The sequence below is a fragment of the Thioalkalivibrio thiocyanodenitrificans ARhD 1 genome (assembly GCF_000378965.1).
Lineage (GTDB): Bacteria > Pseudomonadota > Gammaproteobacteria > Ectothiorhodospirales > Ectothiorhodospiraceae > Thioalkalivibrio_A > Thioalkalivibrio_A thiocyanodenitrificans.
On record NZ_KB900536.1, the window covers coordinates 2,760,001 to 2,784,788 of the forward strand.

A 24,788-nucleotide genomic window follows, 5' to 3' on the forward strand; every position below is an offset into this window, starting at 1 on the left:
GGCGAACCTCGCGCAACCCTTTGACATCATTGGGGTTACATCGAATTCGCTTCATGCGAAACCTGGCGGCTAGCGTCCGTCAGCGGGCGGAATGCCCGGAAAGCTTCACCTCGACCTTCTCGGTGAGGTTGTTGTAGTAGTCGCGCAGGATCTCCAGCACTTCCGCCCTGGAGAATTCCGCCGGCACGTCCGTGCCCTCGGAGAGTGCCTTGCGCAACTTGGTCCCCGACAGCAGGAGCCGGTCCTCGGGTTCGTGCGGGCAGGTCCGGTTGGAGGCCATGCCACCGCACTTGTAGCACCAGAAGGTCCAGTCGATCTTGAGCGCCTGGGTCTCCAGGGCGCCCTTGGGGATCTCGTCGAAGATGTGATGGGCGTCGAAGGGCCCGTAGTAGTCGCCCACGCCCGCATGGTCTCGGCCCACGATCTGGTGGGAGCAGCCGTAGTTCTGACGGAACAGCGCATGCAGCAGGGCCTCACGGGGCCCCGCGTAGCGCATGTCCAGCGGATAGCCTGCCTGGACGATGGTGTTCTTGACGAAGTATTTCTCCACCAGGGTATTGATGGCCTTGGCGCGCACGTCGGCGGGGATGTCGCCGGGCTTGAGGTTGCCGAGCAGCGAGTGGATCAGTACGCCATCGCAGGTTTCGATGGCGACCTTGGCGAGATACTCGTGGGAGCGGTGCATGGGATTGCGCGTCTGGAATGCCGCCACCTTGCTCCAGCCCATGGATTCGAAAAGCGCGCGGGTCTGCTTGGGCGACATGAACATGTCGCCGTACTTTTCCGGGAAATCGCTCTGGGAGAGCACCTTGATGGGGCCGGCCAGGTTCATGTCACCCTGCTCCATCACCATCTTGACGCCCGGGTGCTCCATGTCGGTGGTCTTGAACACCGTGGCACATTCATGGGCCTTGTCGATCTGGTATTTCTCGGTGACCGTCATGGTGGCGAGGATCTCGCCGTTGTCCGGGTCCACCAGCGCGATGTCACTGCCCGTCTTGATGCCGTCGGCGACTACCTCGTCGGTGGAGAGTGTGATGGGGATGGGCCAGAACAGGCCGCTGGTGGTCTTCATGCCGTCGCAAACGCCCTGCCAGTCCGCGTGGCTCATGAAGCCCTCGAGCGGGGTGAATCCGCCCAGGCCCAGCATGATGATGTCGCCCTTCTCCCGTGAACTCACGGTTACCTTGGGCAATGACTGGGCGCGGTTTCGCTCCGTCTCCAGTGCTGCGCCTTCCAGCAACAGGGGTTTCAGCGGGCCGCCACCGTGAGGGTTCACCAGTGCCATTCGTCTGTCCTCTTTAAGCTTCGGGAATGCAATATAAAGACCGGGAATTATATAGGGTTCCGGTCGGAGATCCACGACACTAGCACTCCCCGGGGCGGGCTAGGAATCGTAATTTTCGATCTCCGAATAAGCTGCACTGATCAGCGCATATCCCCAATGGGGGGGGTGCGTATCGAGACCCCGCACGCAAGTGCTTGATCTGTAGTCTCTGTTCTGACTTGCCCGAGAGGTCTGAGTCGAATACGGCGGCATCGGGTCTGCGCGCGCACGGACTTGTGCCTTGATCCCGAATGCGCCACGATCGTGGCGCCGCGAAGATCGCGGCCTGATCCAGCCCCATAACATAGACCATCAGAGCCCCGGCCGCCAAAGGTTCGTGCGGTTCTGATGACCAAACTCAACAGATTCCGCTCATATCCGATTGGAGGAGATCAATGCGACTGATTCTGCTAGGCGCCCCCGGCGCAGGTAAGGGCACACAGGCCCAGTACATCACCGAGAAGTACGGCATTCCGCAGATCTCCACCGGTGACATGTTGCGCGCCGCGGTCAAGGCCGGCACGCCGCTCGGCCTGGAGGCCAAGAAGATCATGGATGCGGGCGGACTGGTGTCCGACGAGATCATCCTCGGGCTGATCCGCGACCGGCTGCTGAAGCCTGATTGCGCGAACGGCTACCTGTTTGACGGGTTCCCCCGCACCATCCCCCAGGCCGAAGCGCTCAGGGGGCAGAGCGTCCCGCTCGACTTCGTGGTGGAGGTGGACGTCGCCGACGAGGAGATCATCAAGCGCATGAGCGGGCGGCGCGTGCACCCGGCCTCGGGGCGCACCTACCACGTGGTGTTCAACCCGCCCAAGGTCGAGGGAAAGGACGACGTGACCGGTGAGGACCTGATCCAGCGCGAGGACGACAACGAGGAGACCGTGCGCAAGCGCCTGGAGGTCTATCACAGCCAGACGAAGCCGCTGGTGCAGTTCTATTCCGAGTGGGCCGCCAGCGGTGATTCCGCCGCGCCGAAGTATGCGAAGGTGTCCGGCATCGGCTCCGTGGAGGAGATCCGCGACGCCGTCTTCAAGGTGCTTGAAGGGAAGTGACGTATGAGGGGGCAGGCGTGAGAAGTCCCGGGTCACGCCCCGCCTGGCCCGTATGCTACAGCATCAACGGTTTACGAGCCCTCCCGTAGGAGCCCGGTCCCCCGGGCGATCCCATGCATGGACATCGCCCGGGGGACCGGGCTCCTACGGGGCGTGGGTGGTCCGCCATGACCAGGGATGCTGAACGCCGGCCCACGGGACACGACTCCAGGGGACTTCACCGGGCCTTGCTCCGAACCCGAAAGAAGGAAGGGGCAGCCATGGCTGCCCCTTCCTTTCTATTCACACTTCCAGATTCCCACTTCCTACTTGTTCAACACCTTGGGCACCAGGTTCTGCCGCAGGCGGTAGGCGTCGGGCATGCCGGACCCCAGCAGCGGGCGAAGGTACATGCGGAAGGCGTCGGTCACGTCGGTGCCCGAGTCCGAAATGAACTCGTCGGCCATCACCTTGGTTTTGCCGGCCACGACCTCCAGCGGGACGAGGCGGTAATCCACCGAGTAGAAGCCCGTACGGTCGATCACCACCGAGCCGTCCATGCCGCCCCAAAGGGCGAACTGCGCCGCCTTCTCGCCCACTTCCCGGGCCTCGCGCTGGTCCACGTCGGAGACGCAGCCCACGAAGGAGCGCTGCAGGTAACCGAAGGTGTCGCCGCGCACCCGTTTGTATCCCAGTTTGTTCTTGATCTCGTCGCAGAGCATGTCGGCCAACTGACCGGTGCCGGAGAGCTGCACGTTGCCGTGGGCGTCCTTCTCCACTTCCTTGGCCAGCTTGACGGCGATGGGCGTTCCCTCGGCGTCATGGATGCCCTCGCTCACCGCGATCACGCAGCGGCCGTAGCGCTCCATGGTGGCCTTGACGTCCACAAGGAACCGGTCGATGTCGAATACCCGTTCCGGCAGGTAGATCAGGTGGGGGCCGTCGTCGGGGAACTTCTTGCCCAGCGCCGAGGCCGCGGTGAGAAAGCCCGCGTGCCGTCCCATCACCACCCCGATATACACGCCGGGCAGCGACCAGTTGTCCAGGTTCGCCCCCATGAACGCCTGGGCGACGAAGCGCGCCGCCGAGGGAAAGCCGGGGGTGTGGTCGTTCTCCACCAGGTCGTTGTCGATGGTCTTGGGGATATGGATGCAGCGCAGTTCGTAGTTGGCCTTGCGGGCCTCTTCGTTGACGATGCGCACGGTATCGGAGGAGTCGTTGCCGCCGATGTAGAAGAAGTAGCCGATCTCGTGGGCCTTGAGGACCTTGAAGATCTCCTGGCAGTACTTGAGATCGGGCTTGTCCCGGGTGGAGCCCAGCGCCGAGGACGGTGTTTGCGCCACCAGTTCCAGGTTGTGGGTGGTTTCCTGGGTCAGGTCCAGAAACTCCTCGTCCACGATGCCGCGAACGCCGTGGAAAGCGCCGTAGATCAGGTCCACGTCCAGGAACTTTCTGGACTCCGTCACCGCGCCCACCATGGACTGGTTGATTACGGCCGTAGGGCCGCCCCCCTGGGCGACCAGCACCTTGTTCGCCATGCCATCCTCCTTTCACTCGTTGGATTTGGAGCCTTGAAAAACCCTCGAAAAACGGATGCCCGTTTCGGACTTTGCGGGACTATACGCCATACGCGGCAGACGGGGTAGGCAGGGATATTCTTATGGGCCCATCCACGGAATTTGGGTTTCGCGTGGATCTGCGGCGCGCTCTTCGAGGAGGCCGTATTGTTCAGGCGCCCGTGGCCAATGGCCATTGGCCGGGTGAGGACGACGGCGCTCATGGCGCGATGGACGGATTCGCGGCAGGTGCACGCCCCGCCAGGAGGGGCGCGCGGATCAGGTGCGTTCGCGCCGCCGGTGGCGGGGCGGTCCGCCCCGGGGAGCGTCGCCGCGCCCGCCCGGCGGGCGGCGGACCTCGCGTCTGGCCGGCGGGGAGGGTTCCACCAGCAGGGAGCGGTCGATGGCCTCTGATTCGATCTTGAAGCCGATGTACTGCTCGATCTCCGGGAGGCTGAAGGCCGACGCCTCGCAGGCGAAGCTGATGGCATCGCCCTCGGCGCCGGCCCGGCCCGTGCGCCCGATGCGGTGCACGTAGTCCTCGCCCGACTGGGGCAGGTCAAAGTTGAACACATGGGACACGTCCGGGATATGCAGACCGCGTGCTGCCACGTCGGTGGCCACCAGCACGTGAAACTCGTCGCGCTCGAACTGCCCCAGCAGACGCTGGCGCTTGTCCTGTGGCACGTCGCCGGAGAGCACCGCGGCCTTGATGTCGTTTCCCTTCAGCCAGGCCAGGAGCTTGTCCGCCATGTGCTTGGTGTTCACGAAGACCATGGAGCGGTGGGGCCCGAGGCGTTTCAGCAGTCCCAGCAGCAGCGGGATCTTCTCCGGGTTGGACGGGTAATAGATGACCTGGCGCACCTTCTCGGCGGTGACCTGCTCGTCCTCGGTCTGTACCTTCTCGGGGTTGTTCATATGTTCGTAGGCCAGTTCCATCACCCGATGGGAGAGGGTGGCGGAGAACAGCATGGACTGGCGTTCGGCGGGCGGAGTCATGCGCCGCAGCAGGAACCGGATGTCCTTGATGAAGCCCAGATCGAACATGCGGTCCGCCTCGTCCAGCACCATGACCTGGACGTGCTTCATGTCGAACACCTTCTGCTTGAAGTAGTCGATGATGCGCCCCGGGGTGCCAATCAGGACGTCCACGCCGTCGGCAATCTGCCGGCGCTGCTTGTCATAGTCGGTGCCCCCGTAGGCCAGGCCCAGCTTCAGGCCCGTGTACTTGCCGAGGGTGACGGCATCCTTGTGGATCTGGATGGCCAGCTCCCGGGTGGGCGCCAGGATCAGGGCGCGGATCTGGTTGGGCCGGCGCCGTTCGTCCGCCGGTTCCCGGAGCAGCCGGTTGTAGATGGCGATCAGAAAGGCGGCGGTCTTGCCGGTCCCGGTCTGGGCCTGGCCCGCCACGTCGCGGCCCTGGAGCGCGTCGGGCAGGGCAAGCGCCTGAATATGCGTGCAACGTTGGAATCCGGCATCCTCGATTCCCCGGCGAACGGGCTCGGGCAGGTCGAACTGGCTGAAGGTGGTTTCCGATAGGTGGGTATCCGTCATGGGATCCTGATCTCTGGATTGGGCTTGAAATGGTGGGCGGAATGGGCTCCAATTGACTTATCATCCGCCGTCGCCAGCCGGACATTTACGCCGGCCCGGGGCCCGCTCGGATCGCATGCCCCAAAATCCTATTCTAACCGGAGGTCACCGTTGTGAGTGAGAACATCCATCATGTCACCGATGCCAGCTTCGACGACGAGGTGCTCAAGGCCGAGCAGCCCGTACTGGTGGATTACTGGGCCGAGTGGTGCGGTCCCTGCAAGATGATCGCTCCGATCCTGGACGAGATCGCCACCGAATACGGTGACCGCATCAAGGTGGCCAAGCTTAACATTGATGAGAACCCCGGTACGCCTCCCAAGTACGGGATTCGTGGCATCCCCACCCTCATGCTGTTCAAGGGGGGCAATGTGGAGGCCACCAAGGTGGGTGCCCTGTCAAAATCGCAGCTCACCGCCTTTCTGGACCAGAATATCTGAACGCCCGACAGCCGGCCCGGTGGATGTCTCTTCCGGGCTGGACGTGCCCCATCCAAAGTGCTAGATTACGGACAATAACGATGATCAGACCTCGGCCGTCGTTCTGGCGCCCGATGCTTTCCTAAACCGATTTTCCAGCGTTTCCGGTAGCCCCCAGGGCCCGTCCCGTACGCCTGTAACCCCCTCCCTGCCCGCCATCCGACACATATGACGCATGAATCTGACCGAACTTAAGCGCAAGAACGCATCCGAACTCATCGAGATCGCCCAGTCCATGAAGATCGAGGGCATGGCGAGATCCCGCAAGCAGGACATCATCTTCGCCATGCTCAAGGCGCATGCGAAGAACGGAGAGGACATCTTCGGGGATGGTGTGCTGGAGATCCTGCAGGACGGCTTCGGCTTCCTGCGCTCGGCGGACAGCTCCTACCTGGCCGGGCCGGACGATATCTACGTCTCACCCTCCCAGATCCGGCGTTTCAGTCTGCGCACGGGCGACACCATCGCCGGAAAGATCCGTCCGCCCAAGGAGGGTGAACGCTACTTCGCCCTGCTGAAGGTGGACCAGATCAACTTCGAGGCACCCGAGAACGCCAAGAACAAGGTCCTGTTTGAAAACCTCACGCCCCTGCATGCCAGCGAGCGCATGCGTATGGAGCGGGGCAACGGCAGCACCGAGGACATCACTGCCCGGATCATCGACATCGTGGCGCCTTTCGGCAAGGGCCAGCGCGGCCTGATCGTCTCGCCGCCCAAGGCGGGCAAGACCCTGATGCTGCAGAACATCGCCCAGAGCATCACTACCAACTACCCGGATTGCTACCTCATCGTGCTGCTCATCGACGAGCGGCCGGAGGAAGTGACCGAGATGGACCGCATGGTCCAGGGCGAGGTGGTCTCATCCACCTTCGACGAGCCGGCCAGCCGCCACGTGCAGGTGGCCGAGATGGTCATCGAGAAGGCCAAGCGCCTGGTGGAACACAAGCGCGATGTGGTGATCCTGCTGGATTCCATCACCCGCCTCGCCCGGGCCTACAACACCGTGGTGCCCTCGTCGGGCAAGGTGCTGACGGGCGGCGTGGACGCCAATGCCCTGCACCGGCCGAAACGGTTCTTCGGCGCGGCGCGCAACATCGAGGAGGGCGGCAGTCTCACCATCCTGGCCACGGCACTGGTGGACACGGGCTCCAAGATGGACGAAGTGATCTACGAGGAATTCAAGGGCACCGGCAACATGGAGATCCATCTTGACCGCCGCATCGCCGAGAAGCGCACCTACCCCGCCATCAACATCAACCGTTCCGGCACCCGCCGCGAGGAACTGCTCACCGAGCCGGATGAACTGCAGAAGCTCTGGATCCTGCGCAAGTTCCTGCACTCGATGGATGAACTGGAGGCCATCGAGTTCCTGCTCAGCCGCCTGCAGTCCACCAAGGTGAACAGCGAGTTCTTCGATATGATGAAACGAAGCTAGGAAGGCGTCCGAGGCAAGAGACAAGTTGTAAAGACGAAAGGCCGGTGGAAACCGGCCTTTCGTGTTCTGGGGTTTACTGGTCTCTTGCCTCGGACGCTCCAATTCTCTGGCGCTTCAGATCCAGCACTCCGGGTTCACGCCCCACACTTCCTCCGCATACTGCTGCACGGTCCGGTCGATGGAGAAGTAACCCATGCGGGCGGTGTTGAGCATGGCGCGCCGGGTCCATTCCTCGGGATTCCGGTACAGGGCGTCCGCCCGTTCCTGAGCCTCCACGTAGGCGGCGAAGTCGGCCAGCACCAGAAAAGCATCGTTGCCGAGCAGGTCGTCCACCAGGGCCCGGTAGCGCCCCCGCTCGTCGGGCGAGAAAAAGCCCGAACGGATCATGTCCAGGACCTCGCGCAGCTCCGCGTTCTCCTCGTAATGCGTGCGCGGCCGGTAGCCCCGTTGCCTGGTTTCGGCCACCTGTTCGGCGGTCAGCCCGAAGATGAAGATGTTCTCCTCGCCCACCGCCTCGCGGATCTCCACGTTGGCTCCGTCCAGGGTGCCGATGGTAAGCGCGCCATTGAGGGCCAGTTTCATGTTGCCCGTGCCGGAGGCCTCCATGCCTGCGGTGGAGATCTGCTCGGACAGGTCCGCCGCCGGGATGATCACGGCCGCGGAGCTGACATCGTAGTTGGGGTAGAACACCACCTTCAGCCAGCCGTCCACCACCGGGTCGTGATTGATCACATCGGCCACGTCGTTGATCAGGCGGATGATCTGCTTGGCCCGCATGTAGGAGGGCGCCGCCTTGCCGGCGAACAGCACCACCCGCGGGGCCTGTTGCGCGGCCTCGCCCCGGCGGATGCGGTTGTAGAAGGCGACCACGTGCAGGAGGTTGAGCAATTGGCGCTTGTACTCGTGAATGCGCTTGACCTGCACGTCAAACATGGCCGTGGGGTCGATGTGTATGCCGGTGCGCTCGAGCACCAGACTCGCCAGATGACGCTTGTTGGCCTCCTTCACCGACCGGAACTCCGCCCGGCACCTGGCGACATCCGCGAAGGATTCCAGAGCCTTGAGTTGGGAGAGATCCATGACCCAGTCCCGGCCGATGTGCTCGCTGATGAGATCGGACAGGGCCGGGTTGGCCTGGTTGAGCCATAGGCGCGGGGTGATGCCGTTGGTGATGCTGACGAAGCGCTCGGGCCACAGGCGGTAGAAATCATTGAACAGGGTGTCCTTGAGGAGCGCCGTATGCAGGGCGGCCACCCCGTTGATCTTGTGGCTGCCCACCACCGCCAGATGCGCCATGCGGACCTGGCGCCCGTGGTCTTCGTCGATGATGGACAGCCGTCTGACGATCTCCGTATCGCCCGGGAAGGTGTGGCGCACCTCGTTCATGAAGTGGAAATTGATGTCGTAGATGATCTGCATGTGGCGCGGCAGAACGCGCTCCATCACCGCCACCGGCCAGGTCTCCAGGGCCTCCGGCAGGAGTGTGTGGTTGGTGTAGCCGAACACCGATTTGGTGATCTCCCAGGCGGTCATCCACGGGAGTTCATGCTTGTCCAGCAGCAGGTGCATGAGTTCCGCCACGGCGATGGCCGGGTGGGTGTCATTGAGCTGCAGGGCCACTTTGTCGGCCAGTTCAGAGATCCGGTAGCCCATCTCCTCGTGATGCTGGAGGATGTCCTGGATGGAGGCGGAAACGAAAAAATACTCCTGCTTCAGGCGCAGCTCCCGGCCGATGGCCGTGGCATCGTTGGGATACAGCACCATGGAGATGGTCTCGGTCTCCGCCTTCTTCTGGATGGCCCCGATGTAATCGCCCTCGTTGAAGTAGTTGAGATCGAAGTCCCGCGTGGCCTTGGCCGCCCACAGCCGCAGGTTGTTCACGTTCTTGTTGCCATAACCCGGCATGGGGTAGTCGTAGGCCATGGCGATGACCTCTTCACAATCCTGCCAGTGATGCCGGATGTTGCCGTTGTCCCTGTGGGTGATCACCCGGCCGTAGAAGCGCACCCGGAAAAGTTTTTCCGGGCGGGCAAATTCCCAGTTGTTGCCGTAGCGCAGCCAGTTGTCGGGGTGTTCCACCTGCTGACCGTGCTCGATCTGCTGCTGGAACATGCCGTACTCGTAGCGGATGCCGTAGCCGTATCCGGGCATGCACTGACTGGCCATGGAATCGAGGATGCAGGCCGCCAGGCGCCCCAGGCCGCCGTTGCCCAGCGCGGCGTCGGGTTCCAGTTCGGCGATGGTCAGCAGGTCGACCCCCATCTCCGAAAGCGCCTCCCGGGTGGGATCGTAGAATCCCAGGTTCAGGAGGCTGTTGATGAGCATGCGTCCGATCAGGTACTCCATGGACAGGTAGTAGACGCGTTTGGCGTGTTCCCGATTGAACAGTCGCTGGGTGAACATGCGGCGCTCGATCATACGCTCGCGCACGGCATAGGACACGGCCTCCAGCCAGTCCCTGGGCGTGGCCTCCAGGGGGTCCTTGCCCGCCTGGTGGATCAGGGCGTCACGGATGGACTTCTTGAGCCCCTCCTTGTCGCAGGGGCGGGGATGGTGTTCGAGTTCGTGCAGGATATCCGCAATTGCCATAGTGATTTCAACGTACTCGCGATGAATCGGACGAACGGCCGCCCGATGAAGAATGCAAGGGGGGGTGCCAGGATCCCGGTGCGTGACCGCTGCTCAGCCCCGGTCCTGTTCCCGGGCCACGGCCCGGTGACCGATGTCCCGCCGACAGTATACGCCGTCCCAGTGAATCCGGTCCGAAACACCGTAGGCCCTGTCCCTTGCGGTAGCCACGGTCTCGCCCAGGCCCACCACGCACAGCACCCGTCCGCCATTGGTGCGCACCGCATCGCCGTACTGCACGGTACCGGCATGAAACACCTTGGTGTCCGGCGCGTCGTTCCCGGGCAGTCCCTCGATCACGTCACCCCGGCGGTAGTCGCCGGGATACCCGCCCGCGGCCAGCACCACGCCCAGGGCGGGGCGGGGATCCCAGTCGGCACGGACCTGATCGAGCCGTCCGGCCAGTGCCGCTTCCAGCAGTTCCACCAGATCCGAGCGCAGGCGCATCAGGATCGGCTGTGTTTCCGGGTCGCCGAAGCGGCAGTTGAACTCCAGCACCTTCGGAGAGCCGTCCGGGCCGATCATCACGCCGGCATACAGGAATCCGGTGTAGGGATGGCCCTCGGCGGCCATGCCCCGCACCGTGGGTTCCATCACCTCACGCATGATACGTTCATGGATCTCTTGGGTGACCACCGGCGCGGGGGAATAGGCCCCCATGCCGCCCGTGTTGGGGCCGCGGTCTCCCTCGTCCCGGGCCTTGTGGTCCTGTGAACTGGCCATGGGCAGGATGTGCTCGCCATCCACCATGCAGATGAAGCTGGCTTCCTCGCCGGTGAGGAATTCTTCGATCACCACCCGGTGGCCCGCCTCGCCGAAGGCGTTGCCGGCGAGCATGTCGTGTACGGCGGCTTCGGCCTCCTCCACGGTCTGCGCCAGGATCACGCCCTTGCCGGCTGCGAGCCCGTCGGCCTTGACCACGATGGGCGCACCCTGTTCGCGCACGTAGGCGAGCGCGGCGTTCAGCTCAGTGAAATTGGCATAGGCGGCGGTGGGGATGTGGTGGCGGGCCAGGAAATCCTTGCTGAAGGCCTTGGATCCTTCGAGCTGAGCGGCCGCCGCCGTGGGTCCGAAGATGGCCAGCCCCGCCTCCCGGAAGGCGTCCACCACGCCCGCCACCAGCGGCGCCTCGGGGCCCACCACGGTCAGATCAATACCCTGTGTCTGTGCAAAATGCACCAGCGCCGGCAGGTCGGCGATGTCCACGTCCACGTTCGCGCAGCGGGGCTCCAGCGCCGTCCCTGCGTTGCCCGGGGCCACGTACACCGTCTCCACGCGGGGCGACTGCGCCAGTTTCCACGCCAGCGCATGCTCGCGGCCACCGCCGCCGATCACCAATACCTTCACTGTGATGCCTCGTTGGTTATCTGGTCAGTCAAAGTCAGAAGCTTTGACGCAAAGGCGCAAAGGCGCAAAGGCGCAAAGGCGCAAAGACGCAAAGACGCGAAGACGCGAAGGGGCGCAAAGCGTATTGAATTGAAAACCGATCAATCCCGGCGTGGGTTCTTCGATCGGGAATTCTTTGCGTTTCTCTGCGTCTTTGCGCCTTTGCGTCGCGGTTCCGTGCTCAGTGCCGGAAATGACGCATCCCCGTGAACACCATGGCGATGCCGTGTTCGTCGGCCGCCGCGATGACCTCCTCGTCCCGCATGGAGCCGCCGGGCTGGATCACCGCGGCGATGCCGGCCTCGGCGGCGGCGTCGATGCCGTCGCGGAAGGGGAAGAAGGCATCGGAGGCCATCACCGAGCCCTCTACGCGCAGGCCCTCGTCGGCGGCCTTGATGCCGGCGATCTTCGCGGAGTAGACGCGGCTCATCTGGCCGGCGCCCACGCCGATGGTCTGTTCGTCCCGGGCATAGACAATGGCGTTGGATTTCACGAACTTGGCCACCCGCCATGCGAACAGCAGATCCCGGATCTGGTGGGCGTCGGGCGTCACCCTGCTGACCACCTTGAGGTCGGCTTCGCCCACCTGGCCCTGGTCCCGGTCCTGCACCAGAAGCCCGCCGTTGACCCGCTTGAAGTCCCAGCCCGGCTGGGGGGCACCCCACTGGCCGCAGGCCAGCAGGCGCACGTTGGGCTTGCCGGCCACGGCGCGGGCCGCCTCGGCGGTGACCTCCGGAGCGATGATCACCTCCACGAACTGGCGGCTGACGATGGCCTGGGCGGTATCCCCGTCCAGTGGGCGATTGAAGGCGATGATGCCGCCGAAGGCGGAGGTGGGATCGGTCCGGAAGGCGTGCTCGTAGGCCGTGAGGATATCCTGCGCCACGGCCACGCCGCAGGGGTTGGCGTGCTTGACGATCACGCAGGCGGGGGCTTCGAACTGTTTGACGCATTCCAGCGCGGCATCCGTGTCGGCGATGTTGTTGAAGGATAGTGCCTTGCCCTGGATCTGCTGCGCAGTGGCCACGCCCGCCTCGGTGGGCCGGGTGTCACGGTAGAAGGCGGCGGCCTGGTGAGGATTCTCACCATAGCGAAGGTCCAGGACCCTGCGGAACTGCCGGCTCAGGGTCTCCGGGAATGCTGCCTGGCTGCCGTCTTCGTTGAAACGGGTGAGGTAGTCGGCGACGGCGCCGTCGTAGCGGGCGGTGTGGGCATAGGCCCGTGCCGCCAGTTCAAAGCGCAGGCGGCCCGGCAGGTGGCTGTCGTGGCCGTTCAGGGCCTGGAGTACGCGCTCGTAGTCGGCGGGATCCACCACCACCCCCACATGGGCGTGGTTCTTGGCGGCCGCGCGCACCATGGCCGGGCCCCCGATATCGATGTTCTCGATGGCGTCCTCGAGGGTGCAGCCGGGACGCGCCACCGTGGCCTCGAAGGGGTAGAGGTTGACCACCACCAGATCGATGGGCTCGATGCCCTGGCCGGCCATGGCCTCGTCATCGATGCCGCGGCGCCCCAGGATGCCCCCGTGGATGCGCGGATGCAGGGTCTTGACCCGTCCGTCCATCATTTCCGGGAAGTCCGTGTACTCGGAGACTTCCTTGACCGTGACCCCGTTGTCCGCCAGCAGCCGGGCGGTGCCCCCGGTGGAGAGGACCTCCACCCCCAGGGCCTGCAGCCCCTGGGCGAGTTCGACAACGCCGTCCTTGTCGGAAACGCTGATCAGCGCGCGGCGGACGGGGGAAAGGCTGGAAGTCTGGGACATGGTTGATTTCTGTAGTATTGGTTGGGCGTGGCGCGGATTATAGAGGAAGTCAGAAGTGTGAATTGGGAAGTGGGAAGGAAGGCCGGTTCGCACCTCCCAATTCACACTTCTAACTTAAGCCATGCTGTTTCAGCTTCTTTCTCAGGGTGCCGCGGTTGAGGCCCAGGTACTGGGCGGCGCGGCTCTGGTTGCCGTCGCAGTGGCGCAGGACGCATTCCAGCAGGGGACGTTCCACCTCGTCCATCACCATGCGGAACAGGCCGTCGGGTTCATGGCCGTCCAGGCGGGCAAAGTAATCCTCCAGGGACTGATGCACGGCCCTGGAGAGAGGTTCCGCCTCGCCGTTGATGCGCTGGCTCATGCCGCCATGGCCTCCCCGTCGATCCGCCCGAGACACGCCTGCACCCGGCGCATCTGTGTGCAACTGTCCTCGGCGGCCATGATGCCGGGGCGGAATCGCGCGGCATCGGGATGGGCACGCAGATACCAGCCGATGTGCTTGCGGGCCACCCGCACGCCGGTGTGCTCCCCGTAGAGGGCGTACAGGCCCTCCAGGTGCTCGCGCAGCAGGGTGGAGACCTCGTCGGCGCCGGGGGCGGGGAGGTGCTCCCCGGTGGCCAGGAAGTGGGCCGTCTCCCGGAAGATCCAGGGCCGCCCCTGGGCGGCGCGGCCGATCATCAGGGCGTCGGCTCCGGTGCGCTCCAGCACGGTCCGGGCCTGTTCAGGGGTCGTGATGTCGCCATTGGCAATGACCGGGATGCTGACGTGGCGTTTCACGGCGGCGATGGCGTCGTAGTCCACGGGGCCGGTGAAGCGGCAGGCCCGGGTACGCCCGTGCACCGCCAGCGCCCGGATGCCCGACTGTTCCGCGATGCGGGCGATGCCGAGGGCGTTCAGGCGGTCCCGATCCAGGCCCAGACGTATCTTGAGTGTGACCGGCACATCCACGGCGGCAACCACCGCCTCCAGGATGCGCCCGACCAGGATCTCGTCGCCCAGCAGGGCGGAGCCGGCGGCCCTGTTGCACACCTTCTTGGCGGGGCAGCCCATGTTGATGTCGATGATCCGTGCGCCGTTGTCCACGTTGCGCCGCGCCGCTTCGGCCAGCATGGCCGGCTCTGCGCCGGCGATCTGCACACTCACCGGGTCCGGCTCGCCTTCGTGGTCCATGCGCCGGCGGGACTTGGGCGTATGCCACAGGCGGGTGTTCGCGGTCACCATTTCCGATACGGCCATGTCCGCGCCCAGGCGTCTGCACAGCAGCCGGAAGGGGCGGTCGGTGACCCCCGCCATGGGAGCGAGGATCAGACCGTGCGGCAATGTGTGGTCACCAATGCGCAGCATCGCGGGGCCGGGGGGTGTGCGGAATGAACAGGCATGATAACGACACTGCCCCCCGGGTTAAAGCGTGAACCGGCCGGCAGGGTGAGAATCATCAGGAAATTCAGTGAAAGCGGAACTCGTAGGCGACGGCCCGTGGGCCGGGGTCCTCGATCTCCAGGTGCACATGGATCTGATCGCCGGGCGCGACCTGGCCGGTCTGTCCGCCGCGTTGCAGATACTCCTCCGGCGCGAAACGCCGTACGGCAAGCAGTTCACCCTGCAGATCCCGGAAGCTGAGTTCCACCAGGGGATGGGGTTGGGCGAAGTCGGCCTGGTTGGCCAGCGTGGCCTGGACCATCAGACCCCCGGGTGTATTGGGATGAGAGTAAATGTTGCGGTTGCTGAGCCGGAAGGCGTCCGGATCGCGCCGCGGCGGAAGATCGCAGTCCAGCCGATTGCACATCCACTGGAGCAGCGGGGAGACCTCGGGGTAGGCGGCCAGGCGGTTGCGCTCGTGGTAGATGACCTGGCCGGCCAGCAGGGAGATGAGCATCAGGCTGAGCACCCCCAGGGACAGGGTGCCCAGCACATATCGCGGTTTGCGCGGGGCCGCGGCGGATGCCACTTCGTCGCGGATCACCAGGGGCACCCGGTCCGGTGTTCCCGCGCCCTCCGGTTCCTTCGGGGCGGCATCCCCGGGGGGGGGCGGCTCTCCGCCGGCGCGGCTGGCCGGGTGGATGGCCCCCAGCATCGGTGCGGCATCCGGTTCGGGCGAGACGGGCGCGGGCGGATCGACCGCCACGGGAAGGTCGGGCGGGGGGTCCGGGTCATGGGCCTCGACCGTTGGTTTCGGGCCGTCATCCTGCCGCGTATCCGGCCAGGTGAAGTCCAGGGTGTCGGGTCCGGGGCGGTACGCGGATCCCGTGTCCGCGCCTTGCGGTGCAAGTACGCTCAGGGTCTCCAGTCCGTTGAACACCTGCCCGCATTCCCCGCAGCGCACGTTGCCGTCAGACGCGGTCAGCTCCGCGGTGGTGACCCGGAATACGGCCTCGCAATGGGTGCACTGTGTGTACATGCAAGTGGCAAGTGGCAAGTGGCAAGTGGCAAGTGGCAAGGATGGTATCCGGTTGGGGCGGAGGTTTCACCCCGGGCCTGGTGCCCGCCGTACGGTGGCCGGCTGATGCCGGATCAGTCGTTGAAGACCAGCACGAGCTTGCCGGTGGTGGAGCCGGTCTCGATGGCGCGGTGGGCCCGGGCGGCCTCGGCGAGGGGGAAGGTGTCGCTGACCACCACGCGCAGGCGGCCGGCATCAAACAGGGCACCGCAGCGTTCGAGAATCGCCGCCTGCCGCATGCGCTCCCCGTGCATCCCGTAGTACATGGGGGACAACATCAGTTCCAGCCCGATGCGCAGGTTGCGCAGCCGTGCCTCGGCCCAGTCGGTGTCCGGGGGCGGCTGCAGTACCGTGATCAGCTCCCCGTACGGGCGCATCGCCGCAAAGGTGCGCGTGAAGGTCTCGCCGCCCAGCACGTCGAGTGCAACGTCCACCCCGGTGCCCCCTGTCCAGTCGCGCGCCGCTGCGGCGAAATCCGTGGTCTTGTAGAGGATGGGGGCCTCGGCGCCCAGTTCTGTCGCGAGTGCGGCCTTCTCGGGACTGCCGACAGTGGTCGCCACGCGGGCGCCGCCCTCGCGGGCGAGCTGAATGGCCACGTGCCCCACACCGCCCGCCCCGGCGTGAATCAGCACCCGGTGGCCGCTCGCCGTGCGGGCGCGTTCAAAGAGCGATTCCCACGCGGTCAGCAGCACCAGCGGTGCGGCCGCCGCCTCCACGAAGCTCAGGGAATCCGGTTTGCGTGCGCAGTAGCGTTCGTCCACCACGGTGTACTCGGCATAGGTGCCGGGGGCGTCGCCGATGCCGCCGGAGCAGAAGTACACCGCGTCACCGGGGGCGAAACGCTCGCAGTCGGTCCCGGCTTCCTCCACGACGCCGGCGGCATCACAACCGAGAATGACCGGCATCTCGCCGCTCTTGTATGGCCCGCGTACGCGCTGCTTGGCATCCACGGGGTTGACTCCGGCGGCCTGGATGCGCACCAGGATCTCGTGTCCGTGGGCAAGACGGGGTTCAGGGACGTCACTCTGGGCGAGGACTTCGTCCGCGCTGCCCCTGGCAGTCATGAGGATGGCTTTCATGGCGTTCTACAGGCACCCGGGCAGCATGTGGATGTAAGCAAGCGCCATGCCCGGGGAACGATAGGCAGCGAAGGCGGCGCCGGCCATGAGACCCGAAGCGGCAACCGCGCCGAGGGCGATGAGGAGCCGTGAACCCGGTGTCGTCATGTGCGCTCTCCGGCGGTTCGGTGAAGTGCCTGCTCACGTACGGGCAGGTTGAGCAATGCCGCCACCGCGGCGAGACCGACGGTGATCAGCCAGACCGTCTGGTAACTGCCGGTTACGTCATAGACATAACCGCCGAGCCATCCGCCCGCGAAGGCACCCAGCTGGTGGAACAGGAACACGACTCCGCCCAGCATGGCGAAGTTTCGCACCCCGAAAATAGTGGCCACCGCGCCATTGGTCAACGGTACCGTGCTGAGCCACAGCAGGCCCATCAGGGCGCCGAAGGCGTAAGCGGTCCATTCGCTCATGGGCACCAGGAAGAACGCGCCGATGACCACAAGGCGAAGCGCGTAGATCCCGGAGAGCATGAGCGGCTTGCTGAGAAAACCGCCCCACCATCCCGCCAGCAGGGAACCGGCGATGTTGAACAGTCCGATCAGGCCGAGCACGGTGGCGCCAACGGCCGGGGATAGGCCGTTGTCCGCAAGATAGGCGGGGAGGTGGGTCGCGATGAACACCACGTGGAAGCCGCAGATGAAAAAGCCCAGGGACAGCAACCAGAACCCCCGGTGGGATAACGCCTCCCCGAGCGCGGTGCGCAGCGGTATCGCCACCGGCCGCACGTTGCCGGCCGGCTCCCTGAATGCCAGGGCCAAAGGCAGGATCAGCAGGCCCACGCCGGCGAGCAGCCACAGGCTCTGCGCCCAGCCCAGGCCGGTGATCAGCGAATGGGTCAGCGGCAGGAACACGAACTGGCCGAAGGACCCCACGGACATGGCAATGCCGAAGGCCGCGCTGCGTTGCGAGGGCGGCACGGCCCGGCTGATCGCCCCGTAGATCACCGGGTACGTGGTGCCGCTCAGGCCCAGTCCCACGATCACGCCGGCACTCAGGATCAGGGCCGACCCGCTGCCCGGCTGTCCCATCATGGCAAGTCCGGCGACGTAGAGCACCGCGCCGGCCAGCACGATGCGGGACGAACCATAGCGATCGGCGAGCCGGCCGGCGAAGGGCTGTGAAACGCCCCACACGAGGTTCTGTACCGCAATGGCCAGGGAGAACACCTCACGTCCCCAACCCATGTCGACGGACATGGGCTGCAGGAAGAGTCCGAAGGCATGGCGGATCCCCAGTGAGATGCACAGCACCAGGGATCCGGCCGCCAGTACGACGAGGGGTGTGCGCAGTCCGGCCGGCCTCATTCCGCAACCCCGGTGCATGTGCGGCTGTCGGTATACAGGTCAGTCGGCATGTTTCAGGAGCCGGTCCAGAAGCCCGGACAGCGCGTTCAGATCCTGTTCTCCGAGCGTCGCTGCCAGCCTCCGTTGCGCCATGAGCCATCGCCGTTTTGCGCCATCGAGCCGTTTTCGGCCGGCGGCGGTCAGTCGGACGGTGCGCGAGCGCCGGTCGTCACTACCGGTGATCGCCACCAGCCCGTCGCGCTCCAGGGGCCGCAGGTTGCGCCCCGCCGCGCTGCGCTCGAGGCCGGTGGCCTCGGCCAACTCGCTGATCGAGGCCTCTCCGAGTCGCTCGACGGCCCGCATCAGCGAGTACTGCGTGACCTTGAGCCCCGATCCGGACAGCACCTCGTCGTAGATACGGGTGGCCAGACGCGCGGCCCGTCGCAGGCGGGTGCAATGGCACAGGGTCGGTAGCATTTGCGTGTATATACACGTAAATGCCCGATCTCGCCAGATGATCCCGCGGCACGCAACAGGTCGATGGGGCGCCGATGACCGCAGCCACCCGATTGCCAAACGTGCACAGTGCGCCTACGCTCACCGGGTGGCGGTTGCTCGCGTCAAGCGCGCTTCCGGCCATGGGCTCGTCGCCGGATCCGCGGCAACCGGGGGGATGCGACGACCCGCCGCCCGGACGACCGGGCTTTTAAAACCATAAGGAGGTCTGAGCACCAGGAGGACGACTATGGATATGGCTTGTGATTTGACGTTCGACCGGGAACGGTTGAAGGACGAGATCCGAACGACCTACGGGCGCGTTGCGGAAGAGCCCGGCGGCGACTTTCATTTTCATCGCGGCCCGGATTACGCGGCATCTGTGCTCGGTTACGACCGGGCCGAACTCGGCGAACTGCCGGATTTCGTGACCGCGCCGTTCGCCGGTGTGGGCAATCCCTACCTTGCCGGTACACTGCCCTCCGGAGCAAGGGTGATCGATCTGGGCTCAGGGAGCGGCATGGACTGCCTGCTGGCCGGCCGGCAGGTCGGGGCGCGGGGCGAGGTGATCGGGTTCGACATGACCGACGCCATGCTCGAGAAGGCAAGGGCGGGGTCATCCGCCGCCGGCATGGATCATGTGCGCTTCGAAAAGGCCGACATCTCCCGACTGCCGGTCGATGACGAATCCGTGGATGTGGCAATCTCGAACGGTGTCATCAACCTCAGCCCGGAAAAGCCGCAGGTCTTTGCCGAACTCTATCGGGTCCTGCGTCGCGGCGGGCGCGTGCAGTTCGCCGATATCGTGATCGAGGCCGAGCTGTCGGCCGCCGCGCGCAACGATATTGAACTCTGGGTCGGCTGAATCGCGGGAGCTCTGCAGTCTGCAGGCTATCTCGCGGCACTGTCCGAGGCAGGTTTTTCGCGCGCGGAGGTCGTCGGTTATTTCGATTCGTTTGCCGGCACGAGCAAGGAGGACACGGCGCGCCAGTTTGGTGTGCGCGGTGCGAGTTTCATCGCCTTCAAGGATTGACCGCGCCGGAATCAGAGGGGCCGTGGGTTGACCTCCGGCCGGTGACGGATTGAACCAATCCGCGGCCCCCTCCCGGCCGGGTGAGGGCCGCGCATCCGGCGTCGACGTCCGGCGCCTCGCAGTCTCCCGTCAGTTCAGAATGGCTGGTGGCCATGGCCGACGTTGGCGCTACGCGCCCGCGATGGATTCCGGGTCACGCCGGCTTGATGCCGATGAATGCCCGCATGGGGTATGCCGCCTTGCCCAGGATGAACGGATCGTAGAGGCCGTCCAGTCCGGCCTGCCGGACTTCCAGGCCGGCATCCGCCAACGCGGCAAGCCACGCCTGTTGCCCGAAAAGCCCCAATGTATGGCGATCAGTATGGATGCCCAGTCTCCCCTGGTCCCTGATCAGGTAGACCAGCGTCGCCTCATAGATTGAAGGGTTGTCCGGAGGGATATAGTTGTTCTCGAAGAGGGTGATCTGTATGTCGCCCTTGGTGCCCGTGTAACAGAAGTTGTTCTCCCGGAACGCTTCGCGCGTCTTTGCAACGATCAGCAGTACGCCGCCGGGCTTCAGATGCCTGCAGGCCACGGCAATCGCACGATGCAAATCCTGCAGTGTCACCATGTAGTCGATGGCATCGGGGATGGCCACGGCATCAAAGCGCTCGGTCAGATCGATGCTGCGCATGTCGCCATGCACGTAGGTGAGCTCCGGATTGGTCCGTCTCGCGATCTCGAGCATCCCTTCACTGATATCCACCCCCGTCACCCTGAAGTGCTCTTTGAAAGTGAAATCGTTGCCGCCTGCGCCGCAGCCCAGATGCAGCAGCGTGTGGATCCCCGTCCTGGCATGTTCTTTCAGGAGATCCACATAGTGTCCGGTCTCTTCCGCCTGCACCGCAGGAGACGCGAGGATCGTTTCGGTCCACGCGAGTTCACCATAGCTAAGCCACTTGTTTCCGTGCATGACGGCTCTCCGGAGCATGATACGGATCACGCCTGAGCGCATCTCCGTGACCCGGCATGAGCGGCAGTAAAGTCGCCGCCCGACCCCCGGGCTGCGGACGCGACGTGTCTCACCCGCCGCGCCCCGACGGATTCATCCTTCATCCTTCATCCTTTCGCCTTCCAACAGCGCCCATCCCTCCCTGAACACCGGCTCTTTCATTGTGAACCCTCGGGCATAAGCGGCGGCCACGTCCCCGGCCTGCTGCGCCAGGAGCCCTGACAGGACCAGTTGCCCGCCAGGCCGCACCAGCCCGGTCAGCGCCGGTGCCAGGTCCACCAGCGGCCCACTCAGGATGTTCGCCATGACCAGGTCTGCCGGTGCCGCATCGAGGCTCCCGGGGAGATACACGGGCAGTTGGGCATCGGGAATGCGGTTGCGCCGCGCGTTGTCCCGGGTGGCGGTCAGTGCCTGGGGATCCAGGTCCACGCCCACGGCGTGGCGGGCGCCCAGCTTGAGGGCGGCGATGGCCAGCACGCCGGAGCCGCAGCCGTAGTCGATGACGGTGGCGTCCACCGGCGGATGGGCGTCGAGCCATTCGAGGCACAGGGCGGTTGTCGGATGGGTGCCGGTCCCGAAGGCGAGACCGGGGTCGAGCAGCAGGTTGACGGCGTCCGGGTCGGGGGGCTCGAAGCCCGTCGGGCAGATCCACAGGCCTGTACCGAAACGCATGGGCCTGAAATCGTCCATCCAGGCCCGCACCCAGTCCCGGTCTTCCACGTCTTCCCGCGTGATGGCTTCGGGGGACACGGCCAGCCGCGTGCACAGCGACAGCATTACGCATGCGGCTTCCACGTCTTCCCCGAACAGCCCGCTCACCGCGGCCTCGGGCCAGACCGGGGTCTCGCCGGGCAGCGGCTCCAGCAGGGGGTGATCACCGGCATCCTCCAGTGACGTGGACAGGGCGCCCAGTTCAAGGAACAGGTCCTCGACGGACGCCACCTGGTCGCCGGCAACGGTGAGTTTGAGTTTGTACATGAGGGCGCCGGATGCAAGTGGAAAGAGGCAAGATACAGGAAAAGGCCCCTTGCCTTTAACCTGTATCCTGCCTCCGCGCCGTCCTATCCTTCTGCCTTGAGCTTCTTCTCCAGATAATGGATATCCGTGCCGCCGGCCCGGAAGGCCGCGTCGTTGAGCAGGTCACGCTGCAGGGGGATGTTGGTCCGGATGCCTTCCACCACGATCTCGGAGAGTGCGCCGCGGGTGCGGGCGATCGCGATGTCGCGGGTGGAGCCGTAGCCGATCAGCTTGCCGATCATGGAATCGTAGTAGGGGGGCACCCGGTAGCCGTTGTAGATGTGGGTGTCCACCCGGATGCCCGGACCGCCGGGGCTGTGGTACTGGGTGATGGTGCCTGGGGACGGCACGAAGGTGCGCGCGTCCTCGGCGTTGATGCGGCATTCAATGGCATGGCCGCGGATCACCACCTCGTCCTGGGAAAAGCTCAGGTGCTGGCCGGCGGCGATACGGATCTGTTCGCGCACGATATCGATGCCCGTGACCATCTCGGTGACCGGGTGCTCCACCTGCACGCGGGTGTTCATCTCGATGAAGTAGAATTCGCCGTTCTCATAGAGGAACTCGAACGTGCCCGCGCCGCGGTAGCCGATGTCGCGGCAGGCCTGGGCGCAGCGTTCGCCCATGCGCATGCGTTCCTCGTCGGTGATGCCGGGGGCCGGCGCCTCCTCCAGCACCTTCTGGTGGCGGCGCTGCATGGAGCAGTCGCGCTCGCCCAGGTGCACCGCGTTGCCGTGCTCGTCGGCCAGCACCTGGAACTCGATGTGCCGCGGGTGCTCCAGGTACTTCTCCATGTACAGCATGTCGTTGTTGAATGCGTTGCGGGCCTCGTTGCGGGTAAGGCTGATGGCGCTCAGCAGCGACCCTTCCGTGTGCACCACGCGCATGCCGCGCCCGCCGCCTCCGCCGGCGGCCTTGATGATCACCGGGTAGCCGACTTCCCGGGCCGTGCGCAGGTTCTCGTCCGGATCATCGCCAAGCGCCCCAACGGAGCCGGGCACGCAGGGCACGCCGGCCTTCATCATGGCGTCCTTGGCGGAGACCTTGTCACCCATGAGCCGGATGGTGGCCGCGCGCGGACCGATGAACACGAAGCCGCTGGACTCGACCCGCTCGGCGAAATCCGCGTTCTCGGAGAGAAAGCCGTAGCCCGGGTGGATGGCCCCGGCGTCCGTGAGCTCGGCGGCACTGATGATGGCGGGGACGTTCAGGTAGCTCTCCGTGGAACTGGCCGGCCCGATGCACACGGACTCATCGGCCAGGCGCACATGCTTGAGGTCCCGGTCCGCCACCGAGTGCACGGCCACCGTCTGGATGCCCATCTCGCGGCATGCCCGGAGGATGCGAAGGGCGATCTCGCCCCGGTTGGCAATCAGTATCTTGTCGAACATCACTCGATGATGAACATCGGCTGGCCGTATTCCACGGGCTGGCCGTTTTCGATCAGGATGGCCTTGATCACGCCCGCCTTGTCGGCCTCGATCTGGTTGAGCATCTTCATGGCTTCGATGATGCAGAGCGTGTCACCGGCGGAGATGGACTGGCCCACCTCCACAAAGGGTTTGGCACCCGGCGAGGCGGCCCGGTAGAAGGTGCCCACCATGGGTGCGATCACCGTGTGACCGTCCGGCGTCGCGGGCTCGACGGGCCCCGGGCCATCGGATACCGGCGCCGGGGCCTCCGGTGCGGCCGGGGCCATCTGGGGCGGCATCATGAAGGCCTGCTGGTTGCCGGGCGCGCTGCGGGTGATGCGCACCGATTCCTCGCCTTCACGGATCTCGATCTCATTGATGCCGGATTCCTCCAGCAGTTCTATCAGCTTCTTGATCTTTCGAATATCCATGGAGTGGTCAGTTCTTCTTGGTCAGGTGAATGGCTGCCTGCAAACCCAGTTCGTATCCCTTGGGTCCGAGTCCGGTGATCACACCCACCGCCACATCGGACAGGAAAGAATGCTGCCGGAAGTCCTCCCGGGCGTGCACATTGGAGAGATGCACCTCGATAAAGGGGATGGCCACGCCCAGCAGGGCATCACGCAGGGCGATGCTGGTGTGGGTAAAGGCGCCGGGATTGAAGAGGATGAAGTCGATGCCTTCCTTGCCGGCCCGGTGCACGCGGTCCACCAGTTCGTGCTCCGCGTTGGACTGGAAGTCCTCCAGACTGTGGCCCTCGTTGCTCGCCTGTTCACGCAGGCCGTCGCAGATCTCGGCAAGCGTCCGGGTCCCGTAGATGTGGGGTTCCCGCGTGCCGAGAAGGTTTAGGTTGGGGCCGTTGAGAACCAGTAACTTTGCCATGATTTTTCACGAAACTTCGGGAAATGAGCCGGAAACTTGTTTGTTTATGCAGTTTGTCCGGTAGGCCATGGCATTGTGCCTGATGCTTTTGGGGGTGTCCAGTGAGCATCGGACGGAAGGGCGGTAGACGCGGAAGATAGGCGCCGGATCGCGGAATTTGGCCGAAAGATTACGACACGAGGAATAGAAGGGCATTCAGAGTTCAAGGTTCAAAGTTCAAGGTTCAAGGGGGTGGCCAACCGGGCCTCGGCGCGAGCCGAAACGGTTTCCCCTTTGAACCTTGAACTTTGAACTTTGAATCGCCTTTCAAAGCAGCGGCCGGAGTTCCCGCTCCAGGGTGTCCTTGTGCAATTCACCTGCCTGGACGAAGCGGATCCTGCCGTCGCGGCCCAGCAGGACGCTGTAGGGCAGGGCGCCCTGCCGGTTGCCGTAGTCACGGGTCACTGCCATGCCGCCGGACTGGCCGAGCAGCACCGGGAAGTTCAGATCATGGGTGTCCGCGAAATCGCGCACGGCCTGTTCATCGTCGATGGCCACGGCCACGATGGTCACGCCCCGGTCCCCGTAGGCATCCTGTACTTCCACGAAGGCGGGCATCTCCCTGAGGCAGGGCGGGCACCACGTTGCCCAGAAATTCACCAGCACCACGTCCCCGTCCCAGTCGCCGATGTGGCGCAACTCGCCGGCCAGGTCCGGCAGGGTGAAGTCCGGGCGCATCGTGCCCTTCACATCCCCGCTGCGCGGTGCCTCGGCACGCAGCGGGGCGGATTCGGGGGCCGTGCCCGTCAGGTGGTAGAACCCGAATCCGCCCATGCCCGCCAGCAGGGCAACCACCACCAGCAGGATCAGAAAGGCCGGCTGGCTCAGGCCCGTGCTTCGCCGGGGGCGTGAGGTGGGTGCGGCCGTATGCATCG

The 24,788-nt window shown here is 65.0% G+C and carries 23 protein-coding genes; 4 read left to right on the forward strand and 19 right to left on the reverse strand.

Going from position 1 to position 24,788, the window contains the following annotated elements; translation table 11 throughout:
- Window positions 1–79: 79 nt before the first annotated feature.
- Entirely contained in the window at window positions 80–1,288 is a 1,209-nt protein-coding gene (gene sat, locus THITHI_RS0113065; protein ID WP_018233556.1) for a sulfate adenylyltransferase, read from the reverse strand.
- Between the two features lie 434 nt (window positions 1,289–1,722).
- Here sat and adk point away from each other — a divergent pair, with 434 nt between their 5' ends.
- Window positions 1,723–2,382: an adenylate kinase gene (adk, locus tag THITHI_RS0113070; protein WP_018233557.1), complete on the forward strand. Its 660-nt coding sequence runs from the start codon at window positions 1,723–1,725 to the stop codon at window positions 2,380–2,382.
- Between the two features lie 305 nt (window positions 2,383–2,687).
- On the opposite strand, the gene THITHI_RS0113075 is transcribed toward adk, so the two are convergent.
- Window positions 2,688–3,899 carry a 6-phosphofructokinase gene (locus THITHI_RS0113075; RefSeq protein ID WP_018233558.1) on the reverse strand — a complete coding sequence of 404 codons (1,212 nt, stop codon included), beginning with the start codon at window positions 3,897–3,899 and terminating at the stop codon, window positions 2,688–2,690.
- Window positions 3,900–4,196: 297 nt separating this feature from the next.
- Window positions 4,197–5,471: a DEAD/DEAH box helicase gene (locus THITHI_RS0113080; protein ID WP_018233559.1), complete on the reverse strand. Its 1,275-nt coding sequence runs from the start codon at window positions 5,469–5,471 to the stop codon at window positions 4,197–4,199.
- 152 nt (window positions 5,472–5,623) lie between these two features.
- Here THITHI_RS0113080 and trxA point away from each other — a divergent pair, with 152 nt between their 5' ends.
- The gene (gene trxA, locus THITHI_RS0113085; RefSeq protein WP_018233560.1) at window positions 5,624–5,950 is read left to right on the forward strand and encodes a thioredoxin TrxA; all 327 of its coding nucleotides are present in this window, start codon (window positions 5,624–5,626) and stop codon (window positions 5,948–5,950) included.
- Window positions 5,951–6,164: 214 nt separating this feature from the next.
- Entirely contained in the window at window positions 6,165–7,424 is a 1,260-nt protein-coding gene (gene rho / locus THITHI_RS0113090; protein ID WP_018233561.1) for a transcription termination factor Rho, read from the forward strand.
- A gap of 114 nt (window positions 7,425–7,538) precedes the next feature.
- Here the strand turns inward: rho and THITHI_RS0113095 are convergent, their stop codons facing one another.
- The 10 genes from THITHI_RS0113095 to THITHI_RS0113140 all read right to left on the reverse strand — a co-directional run bounded on the left by THITHI_RS0113095 (window position 7,539) and on the right by THITHI_RS0113140 (window position 18,521).
- Window positions 7,539–10,013: a glycogen/starch/alpha-glucan phosphorylase gene (locus THITHI_RS0113095; protein ID WP_018233562.1), complete on the reverse strand. Its 2,475-nt coding sequence runs from the start codon at window positions 10,011–10,013 to the stop codon at window positions 7,539–7,541.
- 93 nt (window positions 10,014–10,106) lie between these two features.
- Window positions 10,107–11,399, reverse strand: coding sequence for a phosphoribosylamine--glycine ligase (gene purD / locus THITHI_RS0113100; protein ID WP_026186335.1), 1,293 nt, complete (start codon window positions 11,397–11,399; stop codon window positions 10,107–10,109).
- 220 nt (window positions 11,400–11,619) lie between these two features.
- Window positions 11,620–13,200: a bifunctional phosphoribosylaminoimidazolecarboxamide formyltransferase/IMP cyclohydrolase gene (gene purH / locus THITHI_RS0113105; protein WP_018233564.1), complete on the reverse strand. Its 1,581-nt coding sequence runs from the start codon at window positions 13,198–13,200 to the stop codon at window positions 11,620–11,622.
- Window positions 13,201–13,309: 109 nt separating this feature from the next.
- Window positions 13,310–13,561, reverse strand: a complete 252-nt coding sequence (fis, locus tag THITHI_RS0113110) for a DNA-binding transcriptional regulator Fis (RefSeq protein ID WP_018233565.1) — start codon at window positions 13,559–13,561, stop codon at window positions 13,310–13,312.
- Window positions 13,558–14,544, reverse strand: coding sequence for a tRNA dihydrouridine synthase DusB (gene dusB, locus THITHI_RS0113115; RefSeq protein ID WP_018233566.1), 987 nt, complete (start codon window positions 14,542–14,544; stop codon window positions 13,558–13,560). The genes fis and dusB overlap by 4 nt, the downstream gene beginning before the upstream one ends.
- A 100-nt stretch (window positions 14,545–14,644) precedes the next feature.
- Entirely contained in the window at window positions 14,645–15,598 is a 954-nt protein-coding gene (locus tag THITHI_RS0113120; protein ID WP_018233567.1) for a DUF3426 domain-containing protein, read from the reverse strand.
- A gap of 113 nt (window positions 15,599–15,711) precedes the next feature.
- Window positions 15,712–16,716, reverse strand: a complete 1,005-nt coding sequence (locus THITHI_RS0113125) for a zinc-dependent alcohol dehydrogenase family protein (RefSeq protein ID WP_026186336.1) — start codon at window positions 16,714–16,716, stop codon at window positions 15,712–15,714.
- 6 nt (window positions 16,717–16,722) lie between these two features.
- Entirely contained in the window at window positions 16,723–16,863 is a 141-nt protein-coding gene (locus THITHI_RS20620) for a hypothetical protein (protein ID WP_018233569.1), read from the reverse strand.
- Window positions 16,860–18,065, reverse strand: a complete 1,206-nt coding sequence (locus tag THITHI_RS0113135) for an MFS transporter (RefSeq protein ID WP_018233570.1) — start codon at window positions 18,063–18,065, stop codon at window positions 16,860–16,862. Before THITHI_RS0113135 ends, THITHI_RS20620 begins: the two co-directional genes overlap by 4 nt.
- Window positions 18,066–18,104: 39 nt before the next feature.
- Window positions 18,105–18,521, reverse strand: a complete 417-nt coding sequence (locus THITHI_RS0113140; RefSeq protein WP_018233571.1) for a MarR family winged helix-turn-helix transcriptional regulator — start codon at window positions 18,519–18,521, stop codon at window positions 18,105–18,107.
- 274 nt (window positions 18,522–18,795) lie between these two features.
- On the opposite strand from THITHI_RS0113140, the gene THITHI_RS0113145 reads away from it, so the two are divergent.
- The gene (locus THITHI_RS0113145; RefSeq protein ID WP_232199423.1) at window positions 18,796–19,404 is read left to right on the forward strand and encodes a methyltransferase domain-containing protein; all 609 of its coding nucleotides are present in this window, start codon (window positions 18,796–18,798) and stop codon (window positions 19,402–19,404) included.
- A gap of 361 nt (window positions 19,405–19,765) precedes the next feature.
- On the opposite strand, the gene THITHI_RS0113150 is transcribed toward THITHI_RS0113145, so the two are convergent.
- The 6 genes from THITHI_RS0113150 to THITHI_RS0113175 form a co-directional block, all read right to left on the reverse strand.
- Window positions 19,766–20,524 carry a class I SAM-dependent methyltransferase gene (locus tag THITHI_RS0113150; protein WP_018233573.1) on the reverse strand — a complete coding sequence of 253 codons (759 nt, stop codon included), beginning with the start codon at window positions 20,522–20,524 and terminating at the stop codon, window positions 19,766–19,768.
- Between the two features lie 132 nt (window positions 20,525–20,656).
- Complete coding sequence (gene prmA, locus THITHI_RS0113155) at window positions 20,657–21,541, reverse strand: 50S ribosomal protein L11 methyltransferase (RefSeq protein WP_018233574.1); 885 nt, start codon at window positions 21,539–21,541, stop codon at window positions 20,657–20,659.
- Between the two features lie 83 nt (window positions 21,542–21,624).
- Window positions 21,625–22,971 carry an acetyl-CoA carboxylase biotin carboxylase subunit gene (gene accC / locus THITHI_RS0113160; RefSeq protein WP_018233575.1) on the reverse strand — a complete coding sequence of 449 codons (1,347 nt, stop codon included), beginning with the start codon at window positions 22,969–22,971 and terminating at the stop codon, window positions 21,625–21,627.
- Entirely contained in the window at window positions 22,971–23,423 is a 453-nt protein-coding gene (accB, locus tag THITHI_RS0113165; protein WP_018233576.1) for an acetyl-CoA carboxylase biotin carboxyl carrier protein, read from the reverse strand. The genes accC and accB overlap by 1 nt, the downstream gene beginning before the upstream one ends.
- Window positions 23,424–23,430: 7 nt before the next feature.
- On the reverse strand, window positions 23,431–23,874 hold the full coding sequence (aroQ, locus tag THITHI_RS0113170; protein WP_018233577.1) for a type II 3-dehydroquinate dehydratase: 444 nt from the start codon (window positions 23,872–23,874) through the stop codon (window positions 23,431–23,433).
- A 306-nt stretch (window positions 23,875–24,180) separates the two neighbouring features.
- Window positions 24,181–24,786, reverse strand: coding sequence for a TlpA family protein disulfide reductase (locus THITHI_RS0113175; RefSeq protein WP_018233578.1), 606 nt, complete (start codon window positions 24,784–24,786; stop codon window positions 24,181–24,183).
- Between the last annotated feature and the right edge of the window lie 2 nt (window positions 24,787–24,788).